We start from the raw sequence: 24,624 nt of genomic DNA, 5'->3' as shown, positions 1-24,624 counted from the left end.
CCTGGGGAGCACGGCCGGGCCTGGGGGGAGAGCCATCGTGACCACCGTGGAACCGGACAGCCCGACGACGGCCGGTACCCGGGCAAGCCTGCCCTCCGTCGCGTACGGGCACCGGAGCACGCGCACCAAGGACGCACTCGTCGGCACCTGGCGGCTGCTGCGCGACCCGGTGACCATCACCGTGATCACCGCGGGTCTGCTGCATCTGCTGTGGTTCCGGTTCGTCGCCAACAGCGGGGGTGACATAGCGGCCCAGGACGCATGGGCCGGGTTCGTCGGACGGCATCCCGGGTCCGCGTACAACTTCGCCTGGTACGGCGGGATGCACCCGATGTCGTACAGCGTCGTCTCGTCCTATCTGATGGCGGCAGCCGGCGTGCGGACGACGATCGTGGTCTCCGGGACGCTGTGCGCGGGGCTGCTGGCGTTCGTCCTCACCCGCTGCGGCGGAGTGCGCCGTCCGCTGCCGCCGGCCCTGTGGGGTGCGGTGGCGCTCGTCTGCAATGCCGCGTCCGGCCGGGCCACGTTCGGGCTGGGGCTCCTGTTCGGGCTCGCCGTGGTGGGCGTGCTGTTCCGGGGTGGAAACGACGGCCGGGCGGCCCCTCCCGTGCGGCGAAGGCGCCTGCGGGGCGCCGCCGTGGTGCTGTTCTCGCTGCTCGCGACGGCCTCCAGTCCGGTGGCGGGGCTGTTCCTGGGGGTCCTCGGTGCCGCGCTGTTCCTGCGCGGGCGGCGGGCAGCGGGCTGTGCGGCGGCACTGCCGCCGATAGCCGTGGTCGGTGCGTCGGCCCTGCTGTTCCCGTTCGAGGGGATACAGCCCCTGGCGTTCGGCACGGTGGTGCAGCCCCTCCTGTACACGCTGGCCGTGCTGCTGACGGCGCCTCCGCGGTGGCGCACCGTACGGACCGGGGCGGCGGTCTACGCCATCGGGATCACCCTGACCTGGCTGGTTCCCTCGCAGGTGGGCAGCAATGTGGAACGGCTGGCGCTGCTCTTCGCCGGTACGGCGCTGCTGGCCGCGGCCGGCGAGCGCACTGCCGTCCGGCGGTCGCTGCGTCTGCCACGGCTCCTGGTGGCGGGGCTGGCGTTCGCCGGGCTGCTCACCTGGACGGTCAACAAGACGGTGTCGGACATCAGGCTCACCACTCCCGCCACGGCCTGGGCGAGCGGGCTCACGCCGCTGGTCGAACAGCTGCGGAGCGTCGACGCCGTACGCGGCCGGGTCGAGGTCGTCCCGCAACGCAGCCACCGGGAGGCGTCGGCGCTCACCCCGTATGTGAACCTGGCACGCGGCTGGAACCGCCAGGCGGACATGCAGCGCAACGCGCTCTTCTACGACGGCACACTCGACGCCACCAACTACCGTGCCTGGCTGGAGCGGTGGGCGGTGCGCTACGTGGTGCTCCCGACGGGTGGCCGACCGGACATCGGAGCCGAGCAGGAGACGGAGCTGGTCTCGGCAGGCCTGCCCTATCTGACCGAGGTGTGGTCGGACGCGGGGTGGCGGCTGTTCCGGGTGACGGATCCCACACCTCTCGCCGGGCCCTCCGCGACCGTCGTACACGCCGGCGAGAGCGGGACGGCCCTGACCGTGGACTCGCCCGGCCAGGTGCTGGTCCGGATTCCGTGGTCGCCCTGGCTGTCGCTGGTGGACGCGGACGGCAGGCGTCTGGAGGGAGACGCGCGGCACGAGGGCTGCCTGGCCGAGGCGGACGGCTGGACCCGCCTGACGGCTCCGCGGGCGGGCGTCTACCGGATCGCCGCGCCCTACGGCGTGGCACGTGGCACGCGCTGCCCGCAGTGACGACCGATCGGATGACGGCCGGGACGACCCGGCCTCGGCCGCCTCGCCTGCCAAGGACTCTGACCAGGGAAGTTCCCTGGCCAGAGCCACAGACTCGGGCTTAGTCGCCAGCCGGCTCCAACCGCAGCGAGATCGAGTTGATGCAGTACCGCTGGTCCGTCGGGGTGGCGTAGCCCTCGCCCTCGAAAACGTGCCCGAGGTGCGAGCCGCAGCGCCCGCAGCGCACCTCGGTGCGCACCATGCCGTGGGAGCGGTCCTCAATCAGCTCCACCGCGTCCGAGTCCTTCGGGTCGTAGAAGGACGGCCAGCCGCAGTGCGACTCGAACTTGGTGCCGGAGGTGAAGAGATCGGCACCGCACGCCCGGCAGGAGTAGACACCGTTGGTCTTGGTGTCCGTGTACTCCCCGCGGAACGCGGGCTCGGTCCCGCCCTCGCGGAGCACCGCGTACTCCGCCGGGGTCAGCTCCGCGCGCCACTGCTCGTCCGGCTTCTCGACGTCGTACGCCATGCTCGCTCTCCCTCGCTTGGGACCGTGGACGGCCTCAGTCAGACAGGTGGGCCAGGATCCGCGGACCGAGGTCCGTGACGTCTCCGGCGCCCATGGTGAGAACGAGATCACCGGGTGCGGCCATTCCCGCGATCAGGCCGGGAACGGCGTTCTTGTCGGACACGGAGGTCACCCGGGCGCCCGCCGCGGTCGCGGCATCGGTGATCAGCGCGCTGGTGATGCCCGGGATCGGGTCCTCGCGGGCCGGGTAGATGTCGAGGACCAGGGAGGCGTCGGCGAGGGCGAGCGCCTGGCCCATCTCGCTGCCGAGCTCCTGGGTACGGGAGAAGAGGTGGGGCTGGAAGACCACGAGCAGCCTGCGTTCGCCCGCGGCGGCGCGCATGGCCTCGAGGTCGGCGGTCATCTCGGTGGGGTGATGGGCGTATGAATCGATGACCTGGACACCCGCCGCCTCGCCCTTGAGCTGGAGGCGGCGGCCCACACCGGTGTACGCGGTGAGGGCGGCGGCCAGTTCGGCGGGGGCGATCCCCATCCGTGCGCCGGCGGCGAGGGCGGCCGCCGCGTTGTGGGCGTAGTGGCGGCCGGGGACGGAGACGGTGAAGGTGATCTCGCCGCCGTCCGCTCCGCCGCCCGTAGCGGTGCCTTCCGCCAGGGAGACGGTGACCTCACTGGTCATGCCGTTCGGCCGGATCGCGAGGATCCGCACATCGGCGGCCTCGTCCTCACCCACCCGCACGATGGCCAGGTCCTCGCGCGCGGCGACCCGTGCGGCCAGCTCCCGGGCTCCGGAGTGCTCCCCGACGACCAGGGTGCCGCCCTGCGGGATCTTGGCGACGAACGCCTCGAAGGACTCGTAGATCTCGTCCATGGAGGCGTAGTTGGCATGGTGGTCGAGCTCGACGTTGAGGACGATCGCGACATCGGGGTCGTACTTCTGAAAGCTGCGGTCGCTCTCGTCGGCCTCGGCGACGAAGATCTCGCCCGCACCGTGCCGGGCGTTCGTGCCGGGCCCCGCCAGGTCGCCGCCGATCGCGTACGAGGGGTCGAGGCCCAGCTCGCTGAGGGCCACCGCCAGCATGGAGGTCGTGGTGGTCTTGCCGTGGGTACCGGCCACGGCGATGGTGCCGGCGCCGTGCATCAGGGAGGCGAGGGCGTCGGAGCGGTGCACGACGGGGACGCCGAGCTCGGCGGCGCGGGCGAGCTCGGGGTTGTCGGCGCGGATGGCGCTGGAGACCACCACACAGGAGGCGTCGTCGGCGAGGTGCTCGGCGGCGTGCCCGATGTGCACGGTCACTCCGAGCGCGCGCAGGGCTTCGGCGGTGGCCGACTCCCTGGCGTCACTGCCCGCGACCTTGGCACCACGCTGGGCGAGGATCTTGGCGATCCCGGACATTCCGGCGCCGCCGATGCCGATGAAGTGCGGCCGTTCCATGGCGTGGGGGATGCCGGGTGCCATCTGTGTGTCTCCCAGAGTGCGGTCAGAGTGCGGTGTCGTACGAGAGCCCAGCCTATTCGCTGTGTGCGAAGAGCTTGAGCACCGGTACACCGACCTTGTGACGGGCCCGGGACGCCCAGTCGCGGTGGAAGAACTCCTCCACGTAGTGCGGCGCGGTCAGCACGATCACCTCGTCGGCCCCGGACTCGTCCACGACGGCCTTGAGCTTGTCCAGCGGGTGGTCCTCGACGATCTGGCCGACGGCCTCGCTCCCTGCCGCCCGCAGCACCGCGAGCGAGTGTTCGAGGGCGCGCTCGGCGGGCTTTCTCGCCTCCTTGCCCTCGGGTTCGTCCCCTTCTCTGACGGCTTCCTTCAGCTCCCCCATCGCGACGTCGTCGATGGCGCGCAGCAGAAAGTCCGCCTGGTCGCCGCGGGGCTGCATGAGCACGATGAACGAGACGGCCTCGTCCCCGTGCAGAGTGGTGACGAAATCCACGTCGGTGGACGTGAGGGGCTTCTCGATCATCAATACGCTTGTGAACACGTCGGGCGCCCTTCTGCGTTCTGTGTTGCCGCCTTCGGCCTTCCGCGGAAACCATCCTTCCCCGTGCTCGCACGGGGTCCGTGAGTAATAGTGCCCGCCCGGGGCAAACCGGAACGAAAAACGCCGACCGCCTATCCGATCCGGCGGTAGCTGCTGAACAGGAACCCGTCCTCCTCCAGCAGCGACGCCAGACCGAAGCGCCGCGGCACCGGCACCGAAGGCCCGCCCGCGATCCGCTGGGCGTCCCCCGCCGTCAGCATCGGGGACACGGTCAGGCACAGCTCGTCCAGCGCACCGGACGCGATGAACTGACCCAGCAGCCGCGGGCCGCCCTCGGTGAGCAGCCGCCGCAGCCCTCGGTCCGCCAGTGCCCGTACGGCACGGGCGGGGTCGACACCCGGGCCGTCCCCCGCGACCACCACCTCCGCGCCCGCCGCACGGGCCCTCTCGATCCGCTCGGGCGACGCCGCGGCCCCGGTCAGCACCAGGGTCGGCACCAGCGGCGAGGCGTAGAGGGGCAGGCTGAAATCCAGATCGAGGCTGGCGCTGACCACGGCCACCGCCGGGGCGGGCCCCTGCCCGGCGGCGGCCCTGCGCTCGGCGAAGGCATCCCGGGCCCGGGCGGGGCGGTAACCCTCCTGGCGTACCGTTTCCGCGCCGACGACCACCGCATCGGCCAGCGCCCTCAGGGTGCCGAAGATCCGCATGTCCATCGCCGAGGACAGCGGCTGCGAGCGCCCCTCGTGCTGGGCTGCGCCGTCCAGGGACGCGACCATGTTGCCCCGCAGCCACACACCGTCCCCGCGGGAACACTCACCGGGGTACGCGTACGCGTCGGCGAGCTCGTCGAGGCTCCATTCACGGTCGGCCATGTCGGCGGCCGCGGCTGTCGGGTCGGTCACAGGGAACAGACGTCGCATGCCGTGCAGTCTGGCACGGCCCGTAGAGTGGGTAGCTGTGTCCACCAGCCCCATAACCGAAGCGGCCCCTGTTTCCCTGTGCGCCCGCGAGCCCCGTGTCCCCGCCGACCGCCTGGTCGCGGAGATGGTGCCGCCGCCGCGCTTCGACGCGGTCCGCTTCGACACCTATGTGCCCGACCCCCGCCAAGCCAGCCAGAGCGAGGCGGTCACGGTCCTGAGCACGTTCGCCGCAGGTCTGGGCGGGGCGCACGCCTCCGGAGCGGGCAAACGGCGCTGGTTCGCGAAGAAGCCCGCCGCCCCGGCCGCACCGCGCGGGGTCTATCTGGACGGCGGCTACGGGGTCGGCAAGACCCATCTGCTCGCCTCGCTGTGGCACGCGACGCCCGCCGAACCGGCGTTCAAGGCCTTCGGCACCTTCGTCGAGCTGACCAATCTGGTCGGCGCGCTCGGCTTCCAGCAGACGGTGAGTACGCTCAGCGGGCACCGTCTGCTGTGCATCGACGAGTTCGAGCTGGACGACCCGGGTGACACGGTGCTGGTGTCCACCCTGCTCGGCAAACTGGTGGACGCGGGCGTGGCGCTCGCGGCCACGTCGAACACCCTGCCGGGGAAGCTCGGTGAGGGCCGGTTCGCCGCCGCCGACTTCCTGCGGGAGATCCAGGGTCTCTCCGCGCACTTCAGGCCGCTCCGGATCGACGGCGACGACTACCGCCACCGCGGGCTTCCCGAAGCCCCGCCCCCCTTCACGGACGAGCAGGTCGCCAAGGCCGCACACGCCGCCGAAGGCGCCTCGCTCGATGCCTTCCCCAGCCTGCTCGAACATCTGGCACGGGTCCACCCGAGCCGTTACGGAGCACTGACGGACGGGGTGCGTGCCGTGTGCCTTACCGGTGTGCAGCCGGTGCCGGACCAGTCGACGGCGCTGCGCCTCGTCGTACTCGCCGACCGGTTGTACGACCGCGAGGTGCCCGTGCTGGCGTCGGGTCTGCCGTTCGACAGGCTGTTCAGTGACGAGATGCTGAACGGCGGGTACCGGAAGAAGTACTTCCGGGCCATCTCGCGGCTCACCGCACTGGCCAGGGACGCCAAGGGGCTTGTCGACCGGTAGGTTCCAGTAGGTTGGGCCCAGTTGGACCTATTCACTGGTTTGAGAAGGGACCCATCATGGCCACCACGCGTCAGGCCCACACCGTCTGGGAGGGCGAGCTGCTCAAGGGCTCGGGCGTCGTCACCTTCGACTCGTCCGGCATCGGCGACTTCCCCGTCTCGTGGCCGTCGCGCGCCGAGCAGGCGAACGGCAAGACCAGCCCCGAGGAGCTGATCGCCGGCGCCCACTCGAGCTGCTACTCCATGGCTCTCTCCCACGGCCTCAGCGGCGCGGGCACCCCGCCCACCCGCCTGGAGACCAAGGCTGACGTCACCTTCCAGCCCGGCGAGGGCATCACCGGTATCCACCTGACGGTCACCGGCGAGGTCCCCGGCATCGACGAGGCCGCCTTCCAGGCCGCCGCCGAAAACGCCAAGAAGAACTGCCCGGTGAGCCAGGCGCTCACGGGCACGACCATCACGCTGAGCGCCAAGCTGGCGTAACGCACCGCACACGCGTACACGGAAGAGCGGCCCCGGGCATCCGCAGAGCCAGGGGCCGCTCTTCCTTTGCCGTGCCTCAGCCGTGCTGCTGGACCGCACCGCCGTCACCGGCACCGGCGTCATCGCCATCACCGTTGCCGGGGTCCGCACCGGCCGTGGCACCGGCGTCGCCGGCCCCTCCGTCGCCGGCGGCACCGCCATCGAGGGCACCACCGTCACCGGCACCGGCGTCCGCCGCGCCGTCACCGATGCCGCCGTTCTCGGCACCGGCGTTCTCGGCACCGGCATCCGCGGCGCCACCGTCACCAGCGCCGCCGTCACCGGCGCCGATCTGGGCGCCGACCGCGGCCAGCGCCGTGGTCACCGGCTGGAAGAAGGTTTCGCCGCCCTGGGTGCAGTCACCGCTACCGCCCGAGGTGAGCCCGATCGCGTCACCCTCCCTGGTGAACAGCGCACCTCCGCTGTCCCCCGGCTCCGCGCAGACATTGGTCTGGATGAGCCCGCTGACCGTGCCCTCCGGGTAGTTCACCGTCGCGTCGAGCCCGGTGACCTGCCCGTCGTTCAGCCCCGTGGTGCTGCCCATACGGAACACCTGCTGGCCCACGGCCGCTTCGGCTGCCTGCTTGATCTCCACCTGCTGCCCGTTGCCCAGGTCGACCGAGCTGGCCGCCTGCGTGTTGGGGTCGTCGTACGTGACGAGCGCGAAGTCGCCCTCGCCGGGGAAGACCGCCTCCTGGACCGTGCCGATCGGGGCGCCGCCCTGCTGATCGGACCACTGCTCGGCCGCCACACCGCAGTGACCGGCGGTGAGGAAGCCGGGCTGGCCGTCCTGCGTGGTGACGTTGAAGCCCAGCGAGCAGCGGGAACCGCCGCCGAAGATGGCGTCGCCGCCCTCGACGAAGGGCTTGAACAGACCGGAGGACTTCTTGATCCGGGCCATTCCGTCGCCGAGCGAGCCGACGGCCGACTCCAGCTTGTCCCACCGCGAACCGGTGACCGTCCGGTCCGCGGTCACCAGCACCTGGTTGGTGCGCGGGTCGATGGACCATGCCGAACCCGGCACGGCGGCCTTCTGGGAGAGCGACTCGGTGGCCGACTTGAGCGACGCCGCGCTGTTGCGGACGCTCCTGGCGACCGCGCCCGCCTTCTCCACCCGCTCGTTCACCTTGTCGTCGTCGCCGACGACATTGACGACGAGCTGCTGCTTTCCCGTGTCGTAGTAGGCGCCGCCGTAGGAATCACCGAGTTGCTTTCCCAGCTGCTGGAGCAGTTCCGAAGCCGATGCGGCGCTCATCTTTCTGGGCGCGTCCGACGGTTCCCCCGCGCCGGACTGCGAAGCGTTGGCATTCGGCAGCAGTATGGCCGCTGCAGCGATGCCCACCGCTCCGGCTCCAGCGAGAATGGCCTTCCGCTTGGGTATTCGCCTGTGACTCAACTCTTCGCCTCCTGGGGGTGTTACGGACTTGGGTCGCCGAGGGGGACGACCGGGGACGCGTCCGGCCCTTCATACGGACGGAGGCACTCGTTCCGTTCACCAGTGCGCACAGAAAATCTTTTTGACGGTGCATCAGAACTTGCTGTTCAGGACCTCGGCAGCTGATCGTGGACTTTCCGCGAGCAGCCGGCAGTGACCGGTGTTCCGGCAGCGTCCGCCGATTTCCCGGGCTGGCAGACTGGGCAGGTGAACACCAGCAGCTCCCCCGACAGTCCCTTCCGCCACGAACGGACCGCACGCGACGAAGCCCCTCAGTTCGTGCTCCCTCTGGTGGCCCGGATCGAGAAGGCCGCTCCGCCGTCCCGCACCGACGCGCTGGAGACCGCGGCGCGTGCGGTGCTCGTGATGCTCAGCGACGAGCGGTCGCTCGGCGACGGCGAGTGGGCGCAGGCGATGCGGGACTGGCAGGACGCCCGGATCCGTAAGGTGGTGCGGAGGGCGCGCGGCGCCGAGTGGCGCAAGGCGTCGGCACTGCCCGGGATCACGGTGACGGGCGAGCGCGCGCAGGTGCGGGTGTTCCCTCCGGTGCCGCTGGACGGCTGGCCCAAGGAGCTGGTGAAGCTCCAGGTGTCGGGTACGGAGCTGGAAGACCCCATGGCCCCCGCAAGAGCCGAGAACCCGGATCAGCCGGGCGTCCCCGCCGAGGCCGCCGGCGCGGCGGTGATCTGGCTCAGCCCCGAGCTGAGCATGTCGACGGGCAAGGAGATGGCCCAGGTCGGGCACGGGGCCCAGCTTCTCTGGTGGGACATGCGCGAGTCCGAGCAGACCGCGTGGCGCGCCGCAGGCTTCCCGCTGACCGTGCGGACCGCGCACCCCGAGCACTGGGCCCGCCTCACCGCGAGCGGTTTGCCGACCGTGCGGGACGCCGGTTTCACGGAGATCGCCCCCGGCTCGGTCACGGTCGTGGCAAGCCATCCGCAACTCGTCTGAAGCCCGTTGAACAGAACCCGCCCCCGCTGCGTACCCACCAGTACTGCGAGACGCAGATACGCACAACCGCTGGGGAGGAACACTTGCTGCGGCGCATCAACGGGACAGCACTCATCATCGCGGCTCTGGTCGCAACGGTGGGCGCACTCGCGTTTCCCGTCTGGTCCTACGCGGACCGCTCCGGCACGGGGCAGGCCAATCTGAACGCGTCATCCGTCGCGACCCAGTGGGGCCCCCTGACCGCGACCGACCGCGACTTCCTGGTCAAGGTCCGCCTCGCCGGGCTCTGGGAGCTCCCCGCGGGCCAGCAGGCGATCGAGCGCGCGCCCAGCAAGGCCATCAAGGAGGCCGGTGACCACCTCATCGTCGGTCACACCGACCTCGACGCGCGGTCCCGTGACGTGGCGGCCAAGCTCGGCGTCGAGCTGCCGAACCAGCCCAACGAGCAGCAGCAGGGCTGGCTGCGGGAGCTGTCGGCGGCGAGCGGCCAGGAATACGAGTACAAGTTCGCGAACCTGCTGCGCAACGCGCACGGCAAGGTCTTCGCCCTGATCGCCCAGGTCCGCCACACCACCCGCAACATGCTGATCCGGCAGCTCGCGAGCGACGCCAACCAGACCGTGCTGGACCACATCACCATGCTGGAGGCCACCGGCAAGGTGGACTTCGACGCGATCGCCAACGAGGCGGCCACCGGCGCCACGGCGAGCCCGACCGGCCCACCGCCGCCGGACGGCAACCTTCCGCCGGCTCCGGCCCCGGTCAGCCCGCAGAACCCCGGCGAGGCCACGTCCAAGCCGTCGACCCAGCCGGGTGCGCCGACGGCTGTCAACACCAACCGGCCGGCGCCGGGCACCCAGCAGTAGCCGTCCCTCCCCGAAGCCGGGGTTCCGGACGCCTCACGCGTCCGGAACCTCAAATGAAGCTCTGAACGTCCCCTCCTCTGGATTCGGCGCGGTCCGGCCGGGCCATGACCCCTGCACACGCAGAGGAGGGGGACGCATGAAGAGGATCGAGAGGCTCGGCACCGGCATCGGCTGGCGCCCGGAGATAGCGGAGGCCGTCGAGCGGCTGCCCGGGCTCGACTGGGTCGAGGTCGTGGCGGAGAACGTCTGCCCCGGCCATCTGCCCGACTCCCTCGTACGTCTGCGCGAGCGGGGTGTCACGGTCGTCCCGCACGGGGTCGCACTGGGCATCGGCGGCGCCGGACGCCCCGACCCGGGGCGTCTTTCGGCGCTGGCAGAGCGGGCCGAGGCACTCGGGTCCCCGCTGGTGACGGAGCACATCGCGTTCGTGCGCGCCGGAGGCCCGCTCACCGCGTCGCCCGGCCTGGAGGCCGGGCACCTGCTGCCCGTGCCCCGCACCCGGGACGCCCTGGCCGTGCTCTGTGAGAACGTGCGCATCGCCCAGGACTCCCTTCCGGTGCCGCTGGCCCTCGAGAACATCGCCGCGCTGGTCTCCTGGCCCGGCGAGGAGCTGACGGAGGGGCAGTTCCTGGCCGAGCTCGTGGACCGCACGGGCGTCCGACTGCTCGTCGACGTCGCCAATCTGCACACCAACCACGTCAACCGCGGCGAGGACCCGCTGGCCGCACTCGACGAGATGCCCGTCGAAGCCATCGCCTACGTCCATGTCGCCGGCGGTCTCGAAAAGGACGGGGTCTGGCACGACACCCACGCCCATCCGGTGCCGCGGCCGGTCCTCGACATCCTCGCGGAGCTGCGCCGCCGCACCGACCCGCCAGGGGTGCTGCTCGAGCGGGACGACGACTTCCCTCCGCCCGACGAGCTGGCCGGGGAGCTGACCGCGATCCGGCAGACCCTGGAGTCGGCGGCGGCGGACGCACCAGCGGCTCCCGTACGCGGTGTCCGGCCCGCGCGCCCGGCATCCGCCGCGACGGAGGAGGCGGCACGTGAGCGGCTCGGGCTGGCGCAGGCGGCCCTGCTGTCCGCGCTGGTCGCGGGTACGCCCGCGCCGGAGGGCTTCGACGCGCAGCGGCTGTGGGTACAGAGCCGGGCCCTCGCCGCCAAGCGCTCCGATGTGGTGGCGAAGGTGGCTCCGGAGCTGCCGCAGATCCTCGGCAGCGGCTACCGGTCCGCATTCGTCGCCTACGCGCGGAACCGGCCCATGAGCAGCGGGTACCACAGGGATGCGCTGGACTTCGCCGAGCACCTGCTGATCGCGGGACACCCGCAGGACCCGGCCGCCCGACGGCGGCTCACGCACTGGTGGCAGGACAGGGCGGGCGCCCGCCCGCCGCGCCGCACGACCCGGATCGTACGGGCGGCCCGTGCCGCCCTCGTCAGGAGGTGACTCCCCATGATGCTGAACATCCTCGCGATACTGGTGAATCTCGCCGTGGCCCTCTCATCGGCGCTGCTGATCAGGGGACTCGCCCGGTCCCGTGGCCGCGGCGCGGTCGGCCACCTGCACGACGTCATGGAAGCGGCCTTCCTGAACGGCGGCCCCGCCCGTGTCGTCGACACGGCGCTGGCCACCATGACGACCAGCGGCCGGATCACCATCGGCGGCCCGGGGATCCTCGCGGTGCGGCAGCCCGTGGCCTATCACCCGGTGGAACAGGCGATCCTCCATGAGGCGTCCGCGGCACCGAGCGGAGCGCTGCACACCCTGCGGCTGGGAGTGATGCGCGGTCCCGCCGTGCAGGCGATCGGTGACGGACTCGCCGCACGCGGTCTGATGGTGGCGCCCCGTCTGCTGCGCCCCTTGCGGCGCTGGGCGGGAATACAGACGGTCTGCTGCTTCCTGCTGTTCCCGGGTGGAATCGTGGTGATGGCGCTCCAGTACACGGCCTTCGAGAGGTACGCGCACTCGTTTCCGTTCTTCGTGGCGATCCTGCCCGCGATCTTCGGAGGATTTCTCGTCGGGGCCGTCTGTGCGGCGAAGGCCGGCCGCAAGGTGACAGCGGCGGGCCGGCGGGCCGCGTCCGAGTACCGGCGGGCCCACGCACGAACCACCGACACGGCACATGCGGTGGCGCTGAACGGACTGCGCGCGCTGCCCGACCCCGTGCTCCAGGGTCAGTTGACGACGGCTGCCCGGCTGGTGCGGACCGGGCACGGCCGGTCCTCCGCGGACGGCGGGGCTGTGCCCGTGCTGATCGGGGCGGATGTGCTGTGGTGCGCCTCGACCCCCGACGGAGGGGGTTCGGGCGGCGGAGGCTGTGGCGGCGCGAGCGGCGGTTCCTGCGGCGGGAGCGGCGGGTGCAGCAGTGGCTGCGGGAGCTCGTCCGGTGGCGGGTCCAGCTGCGGAAGCTCGTCCGGCGGGTCGAGTTGCGGAAGCAGCAGCTCAAGCTGCGGCGGCGGTTCGAGCTGTGGTGGTGGCGGCGGTGGTGACTAGGGCGTGTCCGGGCCTGACAGGGCTGCCCCTGACTGACGCATCGGGGTCATTGACGCCGACACCGGACAGTGGTGCTTTACAAGCCCCTCCCCTGCGGTGATCTTCGTGCCACGCGGCGGTACGAAGGGAAACACGATGAGCGTACGAGTGTGGCGCGGAGTATTCGGCTCCCTGGTCCTGTCGGCCCTCCTCGCCACACCGGCCGGCGGAGCCACCTTCCCCGGGGTAGCCGCCGGGGAAGGCACCGGGCAAGGCAGCCGCGTCCGGGCCAACCCGCTCGAGGACGCCGGTGTGCTCACCGCCGCCGCCCGCGCGGGCACCGCGGGGATCGGCTTCGGGCCCTGCGCCGCCGTCGAGGAGCTCCCCTCGTACGTCGAATGCGGAACGGTCGATGTCCCGGTCGACTACGCCAGACCGCTGGACCGTCAGATCCCGCTCACCGTCAGCCGGGTCAGGGCCGGTGGCCCGGCCGCCGCGCGCCAGGGCGCGCTGGTCTACAACCCGGGCGGCCCCGGTGGCTCGGCCATGTACTTCCCCAAGGCCTCCCGGTGGCCCGAGTGGAAGCGGATCGCAGAGGCGTACGACCTGGTCGGTTACGCCCCTCGCGGAGTCGGGCGGTCCGCTCCGCTGTCCTGCCAGGACCCGGCCGACTTCACCAAGTCCCCCACACAGGCCCCGACCGCGCCCTCCGCGCCGTACAAGCAGGAGCGGATCGCCCGCGCCAAGGCCTACGCCCGTGGCTGTGCCCGCAACGGCGGCGCGGATCTGCGGCATATCAACTCCCTCAACAACGCCCGCGATCTGGAGGTCCTCCGGGCGGCGCTCGGCGAGGACAAGCTGACGTATGCCGGGTCCTCGTACGGGACGTATCTGGGGGCGCTGCACGCTGTGCTCTTCCCCGGGCATGTGCGGCGCATGGTGCTGGACTCGGCGGTCGACCCGTCGCCGGACAAGATCTGGTACCGCAACAACCTCGAGCAGTCGCTGGCTTTCGAGGGCCGTTGGGCGGACTTCCGCGCCTGGGTGGCCCGGCATGACGCCACCTACGGCCTGGGCACGACCGCGGCCGGGGTCCAGCACAGCTACGAGCTGGCCCGGGCCCGGCTCGCGCATGAACCGGCCGGGGGCAAGGTGGGTCCTGAGCAACTGCGGTCGGCTTTCCTCCAGGCCGCCTATTTCGACGACTACTGGCCGCGCCGGGCCGCGGCCCTCGCCAAGTATCTGAAGGGCGACCCGAGTGCGCTGATCGCGGTGGCCGCGCCGGATCCGGAGGAGGCCGTGGAGGAGGAGAACGGCAACGCCGTCTACACGGCCGTCGAGTGCAACGACGCGCCGTGGCCCACGGACTGGAAGGTGTGGGACCGGGACAACACCGCACTGGCGCGTCGGGCCCCGTTCGAGACCTGGGCCAATGTGTGGATGAACCTGCCGTGTGCCTACTGGCCCGCACCCCGGCAGCGGCCGCTGGACGTGCGCGCGGCCCCGGGTGTGCTGCCGCCGCTGCTGATCCTGGCGGCCGAGCGGGACGCGGCGACACCGTACGAGGGTTCGCTGGAGCTGCACCGGCGGCTCGGCGGCTCGGTGCTGGTCACCGAGCAGGACGCCGGTTCGCACGGCATCGTGGGCGGCTCCAACGCCTGTGTGAACGGCCATGTGGACGCGTATCTGCTGGAGGGCAGGACGCCGGTGCGGCGCGCATCATGCGCGCCGCACCCGCAGCCGGACCCGGTGTCTTTGGACCAGCGCGCGGTGGAGCGTGAGCGCGCTCTGCCGCCCGCTGTCTGATCTTCCGGGTCAATGGGGGTGGGCCGCCCGGCGGAACGGCTCACCCCAAGTCATCAGGGTGCCCCGGCTACCACGGGAACACTCTGGTCCATGGGAACGCCCCTGGCCATGGGACATCCTCGGTCGTTCGGCAGCGCTCAGGCCAGCCCGGCCACCAGCTCCGCCACGCTCTTGCGCCGCCCGGTGTAGAACGGGGTCTCCTCACGGACGTGCATCCGCGCCTCGGAGGCCCGCAGATGGCGCATCAGGTCGACGATGCGGTACAGCTCGTCGGCCTCGAAGGCGAGCATCCACTCGTAGTCGCCGAGCGAGAAGGATGCGACCGTGTTGGCGCGCACGTCCGGGTAGCCGCGGGCCATCTTGCCGTGGTCCGCGAGCATACGGCGGCGGTCCTCGTCGGGCAGCAGGTACCAGTCGTACGAGCGCACGAACGGGTACACCGAGACGTAGTTGCGGGGCGTCTCGTCGGCGAGGAACGCCGGGATGTGCGACTTGTTGAACTCGGCGGGGCGGTGCAGGGCCATGTTCGACCACACCGGCTCGAGGGCACGGCCGAGGCGCGTGCGGCGGAAGAGGTTGTAGGCCTCCTGGAGCTGGTCCGCGGTCTCCGCGTGCCACCAGATCATCAGGTCGGCGTCGGCGCGCAGTCCGGACACGTCGTACGTGCCGCGAACGGTGACGTCCTTGGCTGCGAGCTGGTCGAACAGCTCCTGGACCTCCTCGGCGTAGCCGACCCGGTCCTCGGGCAGTACGTCGCGCAGCCGGAAGACTGACCACAGGGTGTAGCGGATGACCTCGTTGAGGTCCTTCGCCTTCTTACCGGCGTTCGGGATCTTTTCGGGCGCACTCATAGGGCTATTCTCGCCCGTCCCGGGCAGTGCCCCGCACCAGGGGTGCCGTGGCGATGATCTCTTCCGCGGCGCGCCGCCCGCTGCCGATGCAGGCGGGGATGCCCACACCGTCGTACGCCGCCCCGCACACCCGCAGCCCGGGGAGCTTCGCCACCGCGTCACGGATACGGGCGACCCGGCCCAGGTGGCCGACCGGATACTGCGGCAGACCGCCCGTCCAGCGGGTGACCTCGGTGGCGACCGGCCGGGCGGCGAGTCCGGTGGCCTCGCCGAGATCGGTCAGCGAGACGTCCACGAGCTCGGAGTCCTCGCGGTGCAGCGGCTCCTCGTCGCCGTAGCGGCCCACGGAGGTGCGCAGAACGAACACGTCAGGTGCTCCGTCCGCGACCCAGCTCCATTTCCGGGCCGAGAAGGTCGACGCCTTGATCGTACGACCGTCGACGGGCGGTACGAGGAACCCCGAGCCGTCCGGGAGCTGTCCGGTCAGGTCGGAGCGGCGGAAGGCGAGGGTGATCAGCGCCATCGAGGCGTACTCGACGGTGGCGAGCTCGGCGGAGGCCGCCGGGGACTCGGCGGCTAGCAGGGTGGACGCCGGTCCGGCAGGGGTGGCGAGCACCACCGCGTCTGCGGTGAGCTGCCGCGCTTCGGTGCGGATCAGCCAGTGCTCTGTGGTGCGGGCGAGGCCCAGCACCGGGATCCCGCTGAGGATCTCGCCGCCCTGGGCCCGTACGGCGTCGGCGACGGCGGACGGCAGCGTGCCGACACCACCGTCGATGCCCATGAAGACGGGGCCCGTCTCCTGCCGCTGGGCGGCCCGGCGCTGGATCGCCTGGACCGCGTCGTGGAGGGAGCCGCCCGCGTCCCTGGCCGCTTCGAAGAGCTGGGGGACTGCGGCGCGCATGGAGATCCGGTACGCGTCACCCGCGTACACCCCGCCGAGCAGTGGCTCGACCAGCCGGTCCACCACCTCGCGGCCGAGCCGCTGGGCGGCGAACTCGCCGATGGCCACGTCGTCGCCGAGGTCGGCGGGGGGCAGCTCGCGCTCCCGTTCGATGCGGGCGAGGCCCTCGGCGGAAAGCAGCCCGCTCAGTGCGTCGGCGCTGCCCGGCACGCCCATCACATGCCCCTTGGGCATCGGGCGCAGCGCGCCGCGGGTCCATACGGACGCGGTGGTCGTGGCGGGTGCCTGGAGCCGGTCGCCGAGACCCACGGCGCGGGCCAGGTCCACGGCTTCCGGACGGCGGGCGAGCATCGACTCGGCGCCGAGGTCGACGGGTGCGCCGGCGATCTCGCCGACCAGGAGCTTGCCGCCCAGCCGGTCGGACGCTTCCAGCAGGGTCACCCGGACGCCCGTGGACAGCAGCCGGTGGGCGGCGGCGAGCCCGGCGATCCCGCCGCCGATGACGACGACATGGACCGGCTCCCCCGCAGGTGTGCCCATGTCCGTATACGTCCCGGTGTCCGCGTTCATGCGTCCACTCTCTCAAACCGCCTGCCGGGGACCGTAACGAGTCCCGACCGTGACCGCTTCGGGACCATGGAACGGCAACCCGTTCCCCCGTCCGGCACGTCGAACCGTCAGCCAGTCAACACCACCCTGGGGGACGACATGCGTGTACGGCGTCATATGTTCGCGGCGGCACTGCTGACCGCCGCACTCGCGCTCGCGGGCTGTAGCGCGTCCGGCAGCGGCTCGGCCGCGGACGCGAAGTCGGCGGGGAGGCCGGGTGCGGCCGAGGCGGCGGTCGGTGGCGGTCCGGCGGCCGACTCCGGATACGCCGCCGCCTCACCCGCTCCGGGCTCACGGCAGAGCGGGGCGGAGAAGAAGCCCGTGGCTGCGGGCACGCACATCATCCGCACGGCCGGGCTGTCCGTGGAGGTGAAGGACGCCACCAAGGCGCTGGCGCGGATCCGTACGACCGTCGAGGCCGCGGGCGGGCATGTCGCGGACGAGACGACCGAGCGCGTCGACGACACGCGTGTGACCTCGCACATCGTGCTGCGCGTGCCCCAGGAGCGGTACGCCTCGCTGCTCACCGAGCTCGAGGGCTCGGGCAAGCTGCTCTCGCGCAAGGCGGACGCCAAGGACGTCACCGACCAGGTGGTCGATGTGGCGAGCCGGATCGCCACCCAGCGGGCGAGTGTGGCCCGGGTGCGGGCGCTGATGGATCGGGCGGAGGAGCTCGCCGACGTGGTCACGCTGGAGGGGGAGCTGAGCAGGCGTCAGTCCGAGCTGGAGTCCCTGCTGGCCCAGCAGGCGTCGTTGAAGGACCGTACGGCGATGGCGACGATCACCCTGGAGTTGTCCGAGCCGGCCGGCACGGAGCCCCTGGCCGATGACGAGGACCCCGGATTCCTGGACGCGCTGAAGGGCGGTTGGGGGGCACTGGCCGCGACGGTGCACTGGATCGGTCTCGTCCTCGGTGCGGTGGCGCCCTTCGCTGCGGTGCTCGCGGCGGTGTACGCGGTGTGGCGCTGGCTGATCCGGCCGCTGCGGATGCGGCGGCGTGCCGCTGCCGCACCCGGGCAGCCGAAGCAGCCCGAGCGGACGCAGCAGGCTGAACGGGACTGAACGGCCTTCCGCCCGTAGCGTGTTCCGCATGGAACGACTGGTGGTCATCGGCGGCGACGCGGCAGGCATGTCGGCCGCGTCGCAGGCCCGCAGGCTCAGGGGTCCACAGGAGCTGGAGATCGTCGCCTTCGAGCGGTCCCACTTCGCCTCGTACTCCGCGTGCGGGATTCCGTACTGGGTCGGCGGCGACGTACCCGGACGTGACGAACTGATCGCGCGCACCCCCGATGAGCACCGGGCGCGCGCGATCGATCTGCGGATGCGCACCGAGGTGGTGGAGCTCGACCTCCAGCCGCGGGGCTCTGCCACCCGCGGTGGTCGGGTCAGATCCCGTGACCTGGAGTCGGGTGCCGAGTCGTGGACGGACTTCGACAAGCTCGTCATCGCGACCGGCGCCCGGCCGGTGCGCCCGTCGCTGCCGGGCATCGACGCGCCCGGGGTGCACGGTGTCCAGACCCTGGACGACGGGCAGGCGCTCCTCGACACCCTGTCCCGGTCCTCAGGGGGGCGGGCCGTGGTCGTCGGCGCCGGGTACATCGGTGTCGAGATGGCCGAGGCGCTGCTGAAGCACGGCTACGAGGTGACCGTGGTCAACCGGGGCGAGCAGCCCATGGCCACACTCGACCCCGACATGGGCCGGCTGGTGCACAAGGCGATGGACGGGCTCGGCATCACGACCGTCAACGACTCCCCCGTCACGGGCATCCTCACCGGGCCCGACGGCCGGGTGCGCGCGGTCGGCACCGAGGACGCCGAGTATCCCGCCGACGTGGTCGTGCTCGGCATCGGCGTGGAGCCCGAGACGGCCCTGGCGGGTGCGGCGGGCCTGCCGCTGGGGGTCCACGGGGGCCTGCTCACCGATCTCGCGATGCGGGTGCGTGGCTACGAGCAGGTCTGGGCGGGCGGTGACTGTGTCGAGGTGCTGGACCTCGTCTCGGGCCGCGAGCGGCATGTGCCGCTCGGTACACACGCCAACAAGCACGGCCAGGTCATCGGCGCGGGCGTCGGCGGGGGTTATGCGACGTTCCCCGGGGTCGTCGGCACCGCCGTCAGCAAGGTCTGCGATCTGGAGATCGCCCGCACCGGGCTGCGCGAGAAGGACGCCCGCGCGGTGGGGCTGCGCCATGTGACGGTGACGGTCGAGTCGACGAGCCGCGCGGGCTACTTCCCCGGCGCGGCGCCGATGACGGTCAAGATGCTCGCCGAGCACCGGACGGGACGGCTGCTGGGTGTGCAGATCGTGGGCCGCGAAGGCGCCGCGAAGCGGGTGGACATCGCGGCGGTCGCCCTCACGGCCGGAATGACGGTGGAGCAGATGACATCCCTCGACCTGGGCTACGCCCCGCCCTTCTCCCCGGTCTGGGACCCCGTTCTGGTCGCCGCGCGCAAGGCGGTGGCAGCGGTCCGGGAGGCCGGTGTCTGACCCCGGCCCGATGTCGGCGGCGGCCGCCTGCCCGGGCACGGGTGCAGGCGGCCGCCGCCGGGGCTCAGGGCGCGGTCCGCCGGGAGGCGTCCTCACGGTGGCGTCCGGGCTCGGCGAGGGCGTGCTTCAGCCCCCGCTTCAGCGACCGGGCCAGTGGTTTCTCCACCAGGCGGTGCACCAGGTAGGCGAGCAGCAGCATGCCGCCCACGAGCATCCCGATCAGCGGATACGCCGGTACGTGCGGCTCCAGCACGCCGATGATCTCCCAGCCGATGTTCTGGTGCAGCAGGTACAGCGGGTAGGTGGCGGCGCCGGCGTACGCCAGCCAGCGCCAGTTCATCCAGGACAGCTTCCCGGTGGCGACGAGGCCCATCAGGGCGAAGCACACCACGAGGACCGCCACGACCGGCCAGAACGGGACCGGGTCGTCGAAGTAGCCGAGCGTTCGGCTCCAGGTGGCGCGTGCGGACGGCACGGCCGCGCCGAAGCACACGAGCACGATCCCGGTGAGCAGCAGCGTCGGCCGGAACCGGTACATGAGGTAGAACGCCATTCCGGCGATGAAGTACCAGCAGTGCTGCGGCATGATCATGAGACGCAGGGCTTCGTCACCGGACTTGCTGAACGCGATGCCCGCCACGGCCCACACGCAGCAGAAGACCACGACGCGCTTGTAGGACAGGCCCCACCAGGCCACGAGCGCGAACAGCAGGTAGAAGCGGAGCTCCGCGAAGAGGGTCCAGTAGACCCCGTCGACCATGCGGATCCCGAGCGGCTCGTGAAGCATGGTCAGGTTGGTCAGGACGTCCGGCCACGGAAGCGGATCCTGGCCGCCCGGCACCAGCAGCAGCACCGCGGTGGTGACGAGCACGGCGAGCCAGTAAGCCGGGTAGAGCCGGGTCACCCGGGAGACGAAGAAGTCCCCCACCGACCGGCCCCAGCAGCTCATGCAGATGACGAAGCCACTGATCAGAAAGAACAGTTCCACCCCGAGCCAGCCGTAGGCGGCGAACGGGAAGGCGGACGGGAACTTGACCTGGCCGGAGGCCGACCAGCCCCCTCCTCGCGCCATGTAGTGGTAGGCCACCACCATCAGGGCGGCGAGCAGCCGCAGGCCGTCCAGCGCGTTGATCCGTCCCGGCCGGGATGCCGGTATGTGCGGCGGCGCCGGATCCTGTCGTTGGCGCGGCAGGGCGAGCGTCGAAGTATCTTGCGGCACGTCGGGACGATCCCCTCGCTCTAGCGCGCGGTCTGGGTGTGGACGTGCTCCACAAGCCGGGTCAGCACGTCCGGGTCCGTGGTGGGCAGGACGCCATGGCCCAAGTTGAAGACATGTCCGTCAAGCCCGGCCGCGGCGTCCAGTACCTCGCGGGCTTTCGCCTCGATCGCCTCGGGCGAGGAGAACAGCACCGCGGGGTCCAGATTGCCCTGGAGCGCCTTGCCGGGGCCGACACGGCGGGCGGCCTCGTCCAGCGGGACCCGCCAGTCGACACCGACGACATCCGCGCCCGCCTCGCCCATCAGGCCCAGCAGCTCGCCGGTGCCGACGCCGAAGTGGATGCGGGGGACCCCGTAGCCCTGGACGGCCTGGAACACCTTGACGGACGCGGGCATGACCGAGCGCCGGTAGTCGGCGGGGGCGAGGGCGCCGACCCAGGAGTCGAAGAGCTGCACGGCGCTCGCCCCGGCCTCGATCTGCACCTTCAGGAAGGCCGCGGTGATGTCGGCGAGCCGGTCGAGCAGGTCGGCCCACAGCTCCGGGTCGCCGTACATCAGGGCCTTGGTGTGCTCGTGGTTGCGGGACGGGCCGCCCTCCACGAGGTAGCTGGCGAGGGTGAAGGGCGCGCCGGCGAAGCCGATGAGCGGGGTGGCACCGAGCTCAGCGGTGAGCATGCCCATGGCCTCGGTGACATACGCGACATCGCCGGGCGTCAGCTCGCGCAGCCGGGCGAGGTCCTCACGGCGGCGGATCGGCTCGGCGACGACCGGGCCGACGCCCGGCTTGATGTCGAGGTCGATCCCGATGGCCTTGAGCGGTACGACGATGTCGCTGAAGTAGATCGCGGCGTCGACCTTGTGCCGGCGCACCGGCTGGAGCGTGATCTCGGTGACCAGTTCCGGCCGCATGCAGGACTCCAGCATCGGAATGCCCTCGCGCACCTTCAGATACTCGGGCAGCGAGCGTCCCGCCTGGCGCATGAACCAGACCGGGGTGTGCGGCACCGGCTCACGTCTGCACGCCCGGATGAAGGCGGAGTCACGGGTGGCGGAGGCCGCCGGGCTCGCGGACCGGGTGGCATCCGGGGCGGCGGGAGTCGTGGGAAGGTCGTTGGCGCTCACGCCCAGAATCTTCGCATGTGGGCGCGAGCAGCACGCCCGGCCGGGTGTCCTCCCTGCGCACGGCCCGCGTTCCGCTTACTCTTCCCCGCATGGCTGCGGCTCAGGGACAGTTCTCCGATCATTCCGACGACGCGGAGCGGAATGCCGTCCCGCGGGCGTTCCGCCAGGCGGTGGACGCGTTCACGGCCGCCCGGCTGAGGCCGGAGATCGAGGTGGAACACACCCGCCCGCCGCAGCGGCTCGCACCGCACGCGTACGCCCTGGAGGCGGCGGTCGTCTCCGACGGCGAGGATCTCGCGGACGGCCGGCTCGTACTGCTGCACGACCCCTCGGGACACGAGGCGTGGAAGGGCACGTTCCGACTGGTCACTCTCGTGCGTGCGGAGCTGGAGCCGGAGATGGCGGCTGATCCGCTGCTGCCCGAGGTGTGCTGGTCGTGGCTGACGGGCGCCCTGGAGGCGCGCGGCCTGTTCCACGGCGAGGCGGGCGGCACGGTCACCCGGGCGGGATCTCACTACTTCGGAGCCCTGGCGGAGCGCCACGCGGCGACCCAGATCGAGATCCGTGCGTCCTGGACCCCGCTCGAGGGCCGCGACGGCGTCCCGGACACAGCCGCGCACCTCGCAGCCTGGTGCGACCTCCTGTGCCAGGTCGCGGGCCTCCCCCCGACGGGCCCCGACACCTCCTCAGGCGTGGTCTCCCTCCCCCAGCGCCGCGGCCCCCACGCGCGGTAGGCCCCTGCATCCACCACGCGGACGCGACACCGGCCGCGCCGGCGCACGCCCAAGAGCCCGCCCGGCACCGCACAACACCGCGCAGATGTCCGAATTGCCGGAATTGTTACTCACCAAATCGTGATCATTCTCTAAAGGCGCGCGAGATTGCTGCCGAAGAGGTGGTGACCCTTCAAGCACGGTTCGCCCCGGCTTCATCCCCGAGCCGGCTCCGTCCCCCCACCCTTCCAGGAGGCCTGGTGTCCGTTCTCCTCGAGCAGCCCGCAAGCCTGGTCGCCTACCGCCCGAACAAGCCGACGGCCATGGTCGTCGTGGCCGACCCGCGCGTCCGTTCCACCGTGACCCGCCACCTGTGGGCCCTCGGAGTACGTGACGTCATCGAGGCGTCGTCCATCGCGGAGGCCCGCCCCCGCGTCGGCAACCCACGCGACATCTGCGTGGCCGACGTCCACCTGCCCGACGGCTCCGGGCTGACCCTGCTGTCCGAGACGCGTGCGGCGGGCTGGCCCAACGGCCTCGCGCTCTCCGCCGCCGATGACATCGGCGCCGTGCGCAACGCCCTGGCGGGCGGGGTCAAGGGCTATGTCGTCACCGGCACCCGCACGAACCTCGGACATCCCACCCGTCCCGGTGCCGCGCCCATCGGCTCGGCAGCCGCCCGGCTGCACCGCCGTCCCCCCGGCGCCCCGAGCCACCCCGGCGGCTACCGCGAACTGTCCGGGCGGGAGGTGGAGGTGCTCCGGCTCGTCGCCGAGGGCCAGTCCAACAAGGCGATCGGCGTATCGATGGGCCTTTCGGCCCTGACCGTGAAGAGCCATCTCGCCCGCATCGCACGCAAGCTCGGCACCGGCGACCGGGCCGGAATGGTGGCCGTGGCACTGCGTACCGGCATCATCCACTGAGTCATCCGCAAAGGGCTGCCGCCCGCCGACGGAACGTTCCGTCGGCGGGCGGCTTCCGTTCACAGATACCCTTGACAGGTGACCGACGCCCAAGAGACCGCAGCAGCGCCAGACCTGCGTACCCCCGGGGGCGGCCCCCCGGATGACGGCCTCGCGGTCGACGGGGCGCCGATCCCCCTGTTGGAGCCGCGCGAGGGTGTTCCCCCGGTGGTCGCGGCACCCGAGGACCTCGCGTCCGTCATCGCCTTGTTCGCCACCGGGAGCGGACCCGTGGCCGTGGACGCCGAGCGCGCTTCGGGCTACCGGTACGGCCAGCGGGCGTACCTCGTCCAGCTGCGCAGGGAAGGCGCGGGCACGGCGCTGATCGACCCGGTCGGCTGCGGCGATCTCTCCGGACTCGGCGAGGCACTGGCCGGTACCGAGTGGATCCTGCACGCCGCCACACAGGATCTGCCCTGTCTGCGCGAAATAGGCATGGTGCCGACCCGGCTCTTCGACACCGAGCTGGCCGGGCGGCTCGCGGGCTTCCCGCGCGTGGGCCTCGGCGCCATGGTCGAGTCGGTGCTCGGCTACGCGCTGGAGAAGGGCCACTCGGCCGTGGACTGGTCGATCCGGCCCCTGCCGGAGCCCTGGCTGCGGTACGCGGCCCTGGACGTGGAGCTGCTGGTCGACCTGCGGGACGCGCTGGAGAAGGAGCTCGACCGGCAGGGGAAGCTGGAGTGGGCCCAGCAGGAGTTCGAGGCGATCGCCTCCGCCCCGCCGGCCCCTCCGCGCAAGGACCCCTGGCGCCGCACCTCGGGAATGCACAAGGTGCGGCGGCGCCGGCAGATGGCGGTCGTACGGGAGTTGTGGACGGCGCGAGACAAGGTCGCGCAGCGGCGGGACGTCTCACCCGGCAAGGTGCTGAGCGACTCGGCGATCATCGAGGCGGCCCTCGCCGTGCCGGTGAACGTGCAGGCGCTGACCGCGCTGCCCGGCTTCGGGCACCGGATGGGGCGGCGTGCGCTGGAGCAGTGGCAGGCGGCGGTGGACCGGGCCCTGGACCTGCCGGACGCGGATCTGCCGCAGCCGGGGCAGCCGGTGGCCGGACCGCCGCCCCCGCGCTCCTGGGCGGACAAGGACCCCGCCGCGGCGGCCCGCCTGTCGGCGGCCCGTACAGCGGTCTCGGCCCTCGCGGAGCGGCTGAACCTGCCCCAGGAGAACCTGATCACCCCCGACACGGTGCGGCGGGTCTGCTGGGAGCCTCCGGTCGCCGCGCCCGAAGAGGTGTCGTCGGCGCTGCGCGCGTTCGGCGCGCGTGAGTGGCAGATCGAGCAGGTGACCCCGCTGCTGACCCGGGCGCTCTCGGCAGCGCCCTGAAACAGCTCGGGGCTTTCCCCGGACGGGGTCCGGGGGAAGTGCGAGGGACGGACACCCTGACCGACCAGACGGGGG

General features: G+C 71.8%; 22 protein-coding genes. 13 read left to right on the top strand and 9 right to left on the bottom strand.

The genetic code is table 11. From position 1 onward, the window contains the following. The first annotated feature begins 37 nt into the window (after positions 1-37). Entirely contained in the window at positions 38-1,801 is a 1,764-nt protein-coding gene (locus ABZ532_RS20025) for an MFS transporter (RefSeq protein ID WP_361285041.1), read from the top strand. A gap of 100 nt (positions 1,802-1,901) precedes the next feature. Here ABZ532_RS20025 and msrB read toward each other — a convergent pair whose 3' ends face one another. The 4 genes from msrB to ABZ532_RS20005 form a co-directional block, all read right to left on the bottom strand. Continuing rightward, on the bottom strand, positions 1,902-2,309 hold the full coding sequence (msrB, locus tag ABZ532_RS20020) for a peptide-methionine (R)-S-oxide reductase MsrB (RefSeq protein ID WP_361285038.1): 408 nt from the start codon (positions 2,307-2,309) through the stop codon (positions 1,902-1,904). Between the two features lie 34 nt (positions 2,310-2,343). After that, complete coding sequence (gene murC, locus ABZ532_RS20015) at positions 2,344-3,765, bottom strand: UDP-N-acetylmuramate--L-alanine ligase (protein WP_361285035.1); 1,422 nt, start codon at positions 3,763-3,765, stop codon at positions 2,344-2,346. Positions 3,766-3,817: 52 nt separating this feature from the next. Continuing rightward, on the bottom strand, positions 3,818-4,288 hold the full coding sequence (locus tag ABZ532_RS20010; protein WP_361285032.1) for an indole-3-glycerol phosphate synthase: 471 nt from the start codon (positions 4,286-4,288) through the stop codon (positions 3,818-3,820). Between the two features lie 131 nt (positions 4,289-4,419). Next, positions 4,420-5,208: a pyrimidine reductase family protein gene (locus ABZ532_RS20005; protein WP_361285028.1), complete on the bottom strand. Its 789-nt coding sequence runs from the start codon at positions 5,206-5,208 to the stop codon at positions 4,420-4,422. On the opposite strand from ABZ532_RS20005, the gene zapE reads away from it, so the two are divergent. Both zapE and ABZ532_RS19995 read left to right on the top strand, forming a co-directional pair. Continuing rightward, positions 5,207-6,316 (top strand): cell division protein ZapE, encoded by a 1,110-nt coding sequence (gene zapE / locus ABZ532_RS20000; protein WP_361285025.1) that lies wholly within the window; start codon positions 5,207-5,209, stop codon positions 6,314-6,316. The two genes, ABZ532_RS20005 and zapE, sit on opposite strands and share 2 nt — an antisense overlap. 56 nt (positions 6,317-6,372) lie before the next feature. After that, a complete protein-coding gene (locus ABZ532_RS19995; RefSeq protein WP_361285022.1) occupies positions 6,373-6,798 on the top strand; it encodes an OsmC family peroxiredoxin in 426 nt (141 codons plus the stop codon). Between the two features lie 76 nt (positions 6,799-6,874). Here ABZ532_RS19995 and ABZ532_RS19990 read toward each other — a convergent pair whose 3' ends face one another. Next, positions 6,875-8,233, bottom strand: a complete 1,359-nt coding sequence (locus tag ABZ532_RS19990; protein ID WP_361285019.1) for a S1 family peptidase — start codon at positions 8,231-8,233, stop codon at positions 6,875-6,877. Positions 8,234-8,479: 246 nt separating this feature from the next. On the opposite strand from ABZ532_RS19990, the gene ABZ532_RS19985 reads away from it, so the two are divergent. From ABZ532_RS19985 to ABZ532_RS19965, 5 genes are all read left to right on the top strand, one after another. After that, entirely contained in the window at positions 8,480-9,223 is a 744-nt protein-coding gene (locus tag ABZ532_RS19985; RefSeq protein ID WP_361285017.1) for a peptidyl-tRNA hydrolase, read from the top strand. A gap of 86 nt (positions 9,224-9,309) precedes the next feature. After that, positions 9,310-10,089 (top strand): DUF4142 domain-containing protein, encoded by a 780-nt coding sequence (locus tag ABZ532_RS19980; RefSeq protein ID WP_361285170.1) that lies wholly within the window; start codon positions 9,310-9,312, stop codon positions 10,087-10,089. Positions 10,090-10,225: 136 nt separating this feature from the next. Then, entirely contained in the window at positions 10,226-11,536 is a 1,311-nt protein-coding gene (locus tag ABZ532_RS19975) for a DUF692 domain-containing protein (protein ID WP_361285014.1), read from the top strand. 6 nt (positions 11,537-11,542) lie between these two features. Next, a complete protein-coding gene (locus ABZ532_RS19970; RefSeq protein WP_361285011.1) occupies positions 11,543-12,583 on the top strand; it encodes a TIGR04222 domain-containing membrane protein in 1,041 nt (346 codons plus the stop codon). A 135-nt stretch (positions 12,584-12,718) separates the two neighbouring features. Then, positions 12,719-14,368, top strand: a complete 1,650-nt coding sequence (locus ABZ532_RS19965) for an alpha/beta hydrolase (RefSeq protein ID WP_361285008.1) — start codon at positions 12,719-12,721, stop codon at positions 14,366-14,368. 137 nt (positions 14,369-14,505) lie between these two features. Here the strand turns inward: ABZ532_RS19965 and hemQ are convergent, their stop codons facing one another. Next, positions 14,506-15,219, bottom strand: a complete 714-nt coding sequence (gene hemQ, locus ABZ532_RS19960) for a hydrogen peroxide-dependent heme synthase (RefSeq protein WP_361285005.1) — start codon at positions 15,217-15,219, stop codon at positions 14,506-14,508. 4 nt (positions 15,220-15,223) lie between these two features. Continuing rightward, a complete protein-coding gene (hemG, locus tag ABZ532_RS19955; protein WP_361285167.1) occupies positions 15,224-16,660 on the bottom strand; it encodes a protoporphyrinogen oxidase in 1,437 nt (478 codons plus the stop codon). A gap of 168 nt (positions 16,661-16,828) precedes the next feature. On the opposite strand from hemG, the gene ABZ532_RS19950 reads away from it, so the two are divergent. Both ABZ532_RS19950 and ABZ532_RS19945 read left to right on the top strand, forming a co-directional pair. Next, on the top strand, positions 16,829-17,791 hold the full coding sequence (locus tag ABZ532_RS19950) for a DUF4349 domain-containing protein (RefSeq protein ID WP_361285002.1): 963 nt from the start codon (positions 16,829-16,831) through the stop codon (positions 17,789-17,791). A 28-nt stretch (positions 17,792-17,819) separates the two neighbouring features. Continuing rightward, positions 17,820-19,214 (top strand): FAD-dependent oxidoreductase, encoded by a 1,395-nt coding sequence (locus tag ABZ532_RS19945; RefSeq protein ID WP_361284999.1) that lies wholly within the window; start codon positions 17,820-17,822, stop codon positions 19,212-19,214. Between the two features lie 64 nt (positions 19,215-19,278). Here the strand turns inward: ABZ532_RS19945 and ABZ532_RS19940 are convergent, their stop codons facing one another. Together ABZ532_RS19940 and hemE are read right to left on the bottom strand one after the other, a co-directional pair. Beyond that, the gene (locus ABZ532_RS19940; protein WP_361284996.1) at positions 19,279-20,433 is read right to left on the bottom strand and encodes an acyltransferase; all 1,155 of its coding nucleotides are present in this window, start codon (positions 20,431-20,433) and stop codon (positions 19,279-19,281) included. 20 nt (positions 20,434-20,453) lie between these two features. After that, complete coding sequence (gene hemE, locus ABZ532_RS19935) at positions 20,454-21,554, bottom strand: uroporphyrinogen decarboxylase (RefSeq protein WP_361284993.1); 1,101 nt, start codon at positions 21,552-21,554, stop codon at positions 20,454-20,456. A gap of 89 nt (positions 21,555-21,643) precedes the next feature. Here hemE and ABZ532_RS19930 point away from each other — a divergent pair, with 89 nt between their 5' ends. The 3 genes from ABZ532_RS19930 to ABZ532_RS19920 all read left to right on the top strand — a co-directional run bounded on the left by ABZ532_RS19930 (position 21,644) and on the right by ABZ532_RS19920 (position 24,549). Continuing rightward, positions 21,644-22,288, top strand: coding sequence for a DUF3000 domain-containing protein (locus ABZ532_RS19930; protein WP_361284990.1), 645 nt, complete (start codon positions 21,644-21,646; stop codon positions 22,286-22,288). A gap of 239 nt (positions 22,289-22,527) precedes the next feature. Further along, positions 22,528-23,190, top strand: a complete 663-nt coding sequence (locus ABZ532_RS19925) for a response regulator transcription factor (RefSeq protein WP_242330499.1) — start codon at positions 22,528-22,530, stop codon at positions 23,188-23,190. 78 nt (positions 23,191-23,268) lie between these two features. Further along, positions 23,269-24,549, top strand: coding sequence for a ribonuclease D (locus ABZ532_RS19920; RefSeq protein WP_361284986.1), 1,281 nt, complete (start codon positions 23,269-23,271; stop codon positions 24,547-24,549). Positions 24,550-24,624 lie beyond the last annotated feature (75 nt).

Origin of the sequence: Streptomyces sp. NPDC019396 (assembly GCF_040632375.1) — a bacterium.
Classification (GTDB): domain Bacteria; phylum Actinomycetota; class Actinomycetes; order Streptomycetales; family Streptomycetaceae; genus Streptomyces.
The sequence above is the reverse complement of the archived record's forward strand: the minus strand, read 5'-3'. Positions and strand labels throughout refer to the sequence as shown.

Bases quoted from the DNA above. Each gene is read 5' to 3' on its own strand.
- msrB (WP_361285038.1), bottom strand. From the start codon at position 2,309: ATGGCGTACGACGTCGAGAAGCCGGACGAGCAGTGGCGCGCGGAGCTG.
- murC (WP_361285035.1), bottom strand. From the start codon at position 3,765: ATGGCACCCGGCATCCCCCACGCCATGGAACGGCCGCACTTCATCGGC.
- zapE (WP_361285025.1), top strand. From the start codon at position 5,207: ATGCCGTGCAGTCTGGCACGGCCCGTAGAGTGGGTAGCTGTGTCCACC.
- ABZ532_RS20005 (WP_361285028.1), bottom strand. From the start codon at position 5,208: ATGCGACGTCTGTTCCCTGTGACCGACCCGACAGCCGCGGCCGCCGAC.
- ABZ532_RS19995 (WP_361285022.1), top strand. From the start codon at position 6,373: ATGGCCACCACGCGTCAGGCCCACACCGTCTGGGAGGGCGAGCTGCTC.
- ABZ532_RS19975 (WP_361285014.1), top strand. From the start codon at position 10,226: ATGAAGAGGATCGAGAGGCTCGGCACCGGCATCGGCTGGCGCCCGGAG.
- ABZ532_RS19970 (WP_361285011.1), top strand. From the start codon at position 11,543: ATGATGCTGAACATCCTCGCGATACTGGTGAATCTCGCCGTGGCCCTC.
- ABZ532_RS19965 (WP_361285008.1), top strand. From the start codon at position 12,719: ATGAGCGTACGAGTGTGGCGCGGAGTATTCGGCTCCCTGGTCCTGTCG.
- hemQ (WP_361285005.1), bottom strand. From the start codon at position 15,219: ATGAGTGCGCCCGAAAAGATCCCGAACGCCGGTAAGAAGGCGAAGGAC.
- hemG (WP_361285167.1), bottom strand. From the start codon at position 16,660: ATGGGCACACCTGCGGGGGAGCCGGTCCATGTCGTCGTCATCGGCGGC.
- ABZ532_RS19950 (WP_361285002.1), top strand. From the start codon at position 16,829: ATGCGTGTACGGCGTCATATGTTCGCGGCGGCACTGCTGACCGCCGCA.
- ABZ532_RS19945 (WP_361284999.1), top strand. From the start codon at position 17,820: ATGGAACGACTGGTGGTCATCGGCGGCGACGCGGCAGGCATGTCGGCC.
- ABZ532_RS19930 (WP_361284990.1), top strand. From the start codon at position 21,644: ATGGCTGCGGCTCAGGGACAGTTCTCCGATCATTCCGACGACGCGGAG.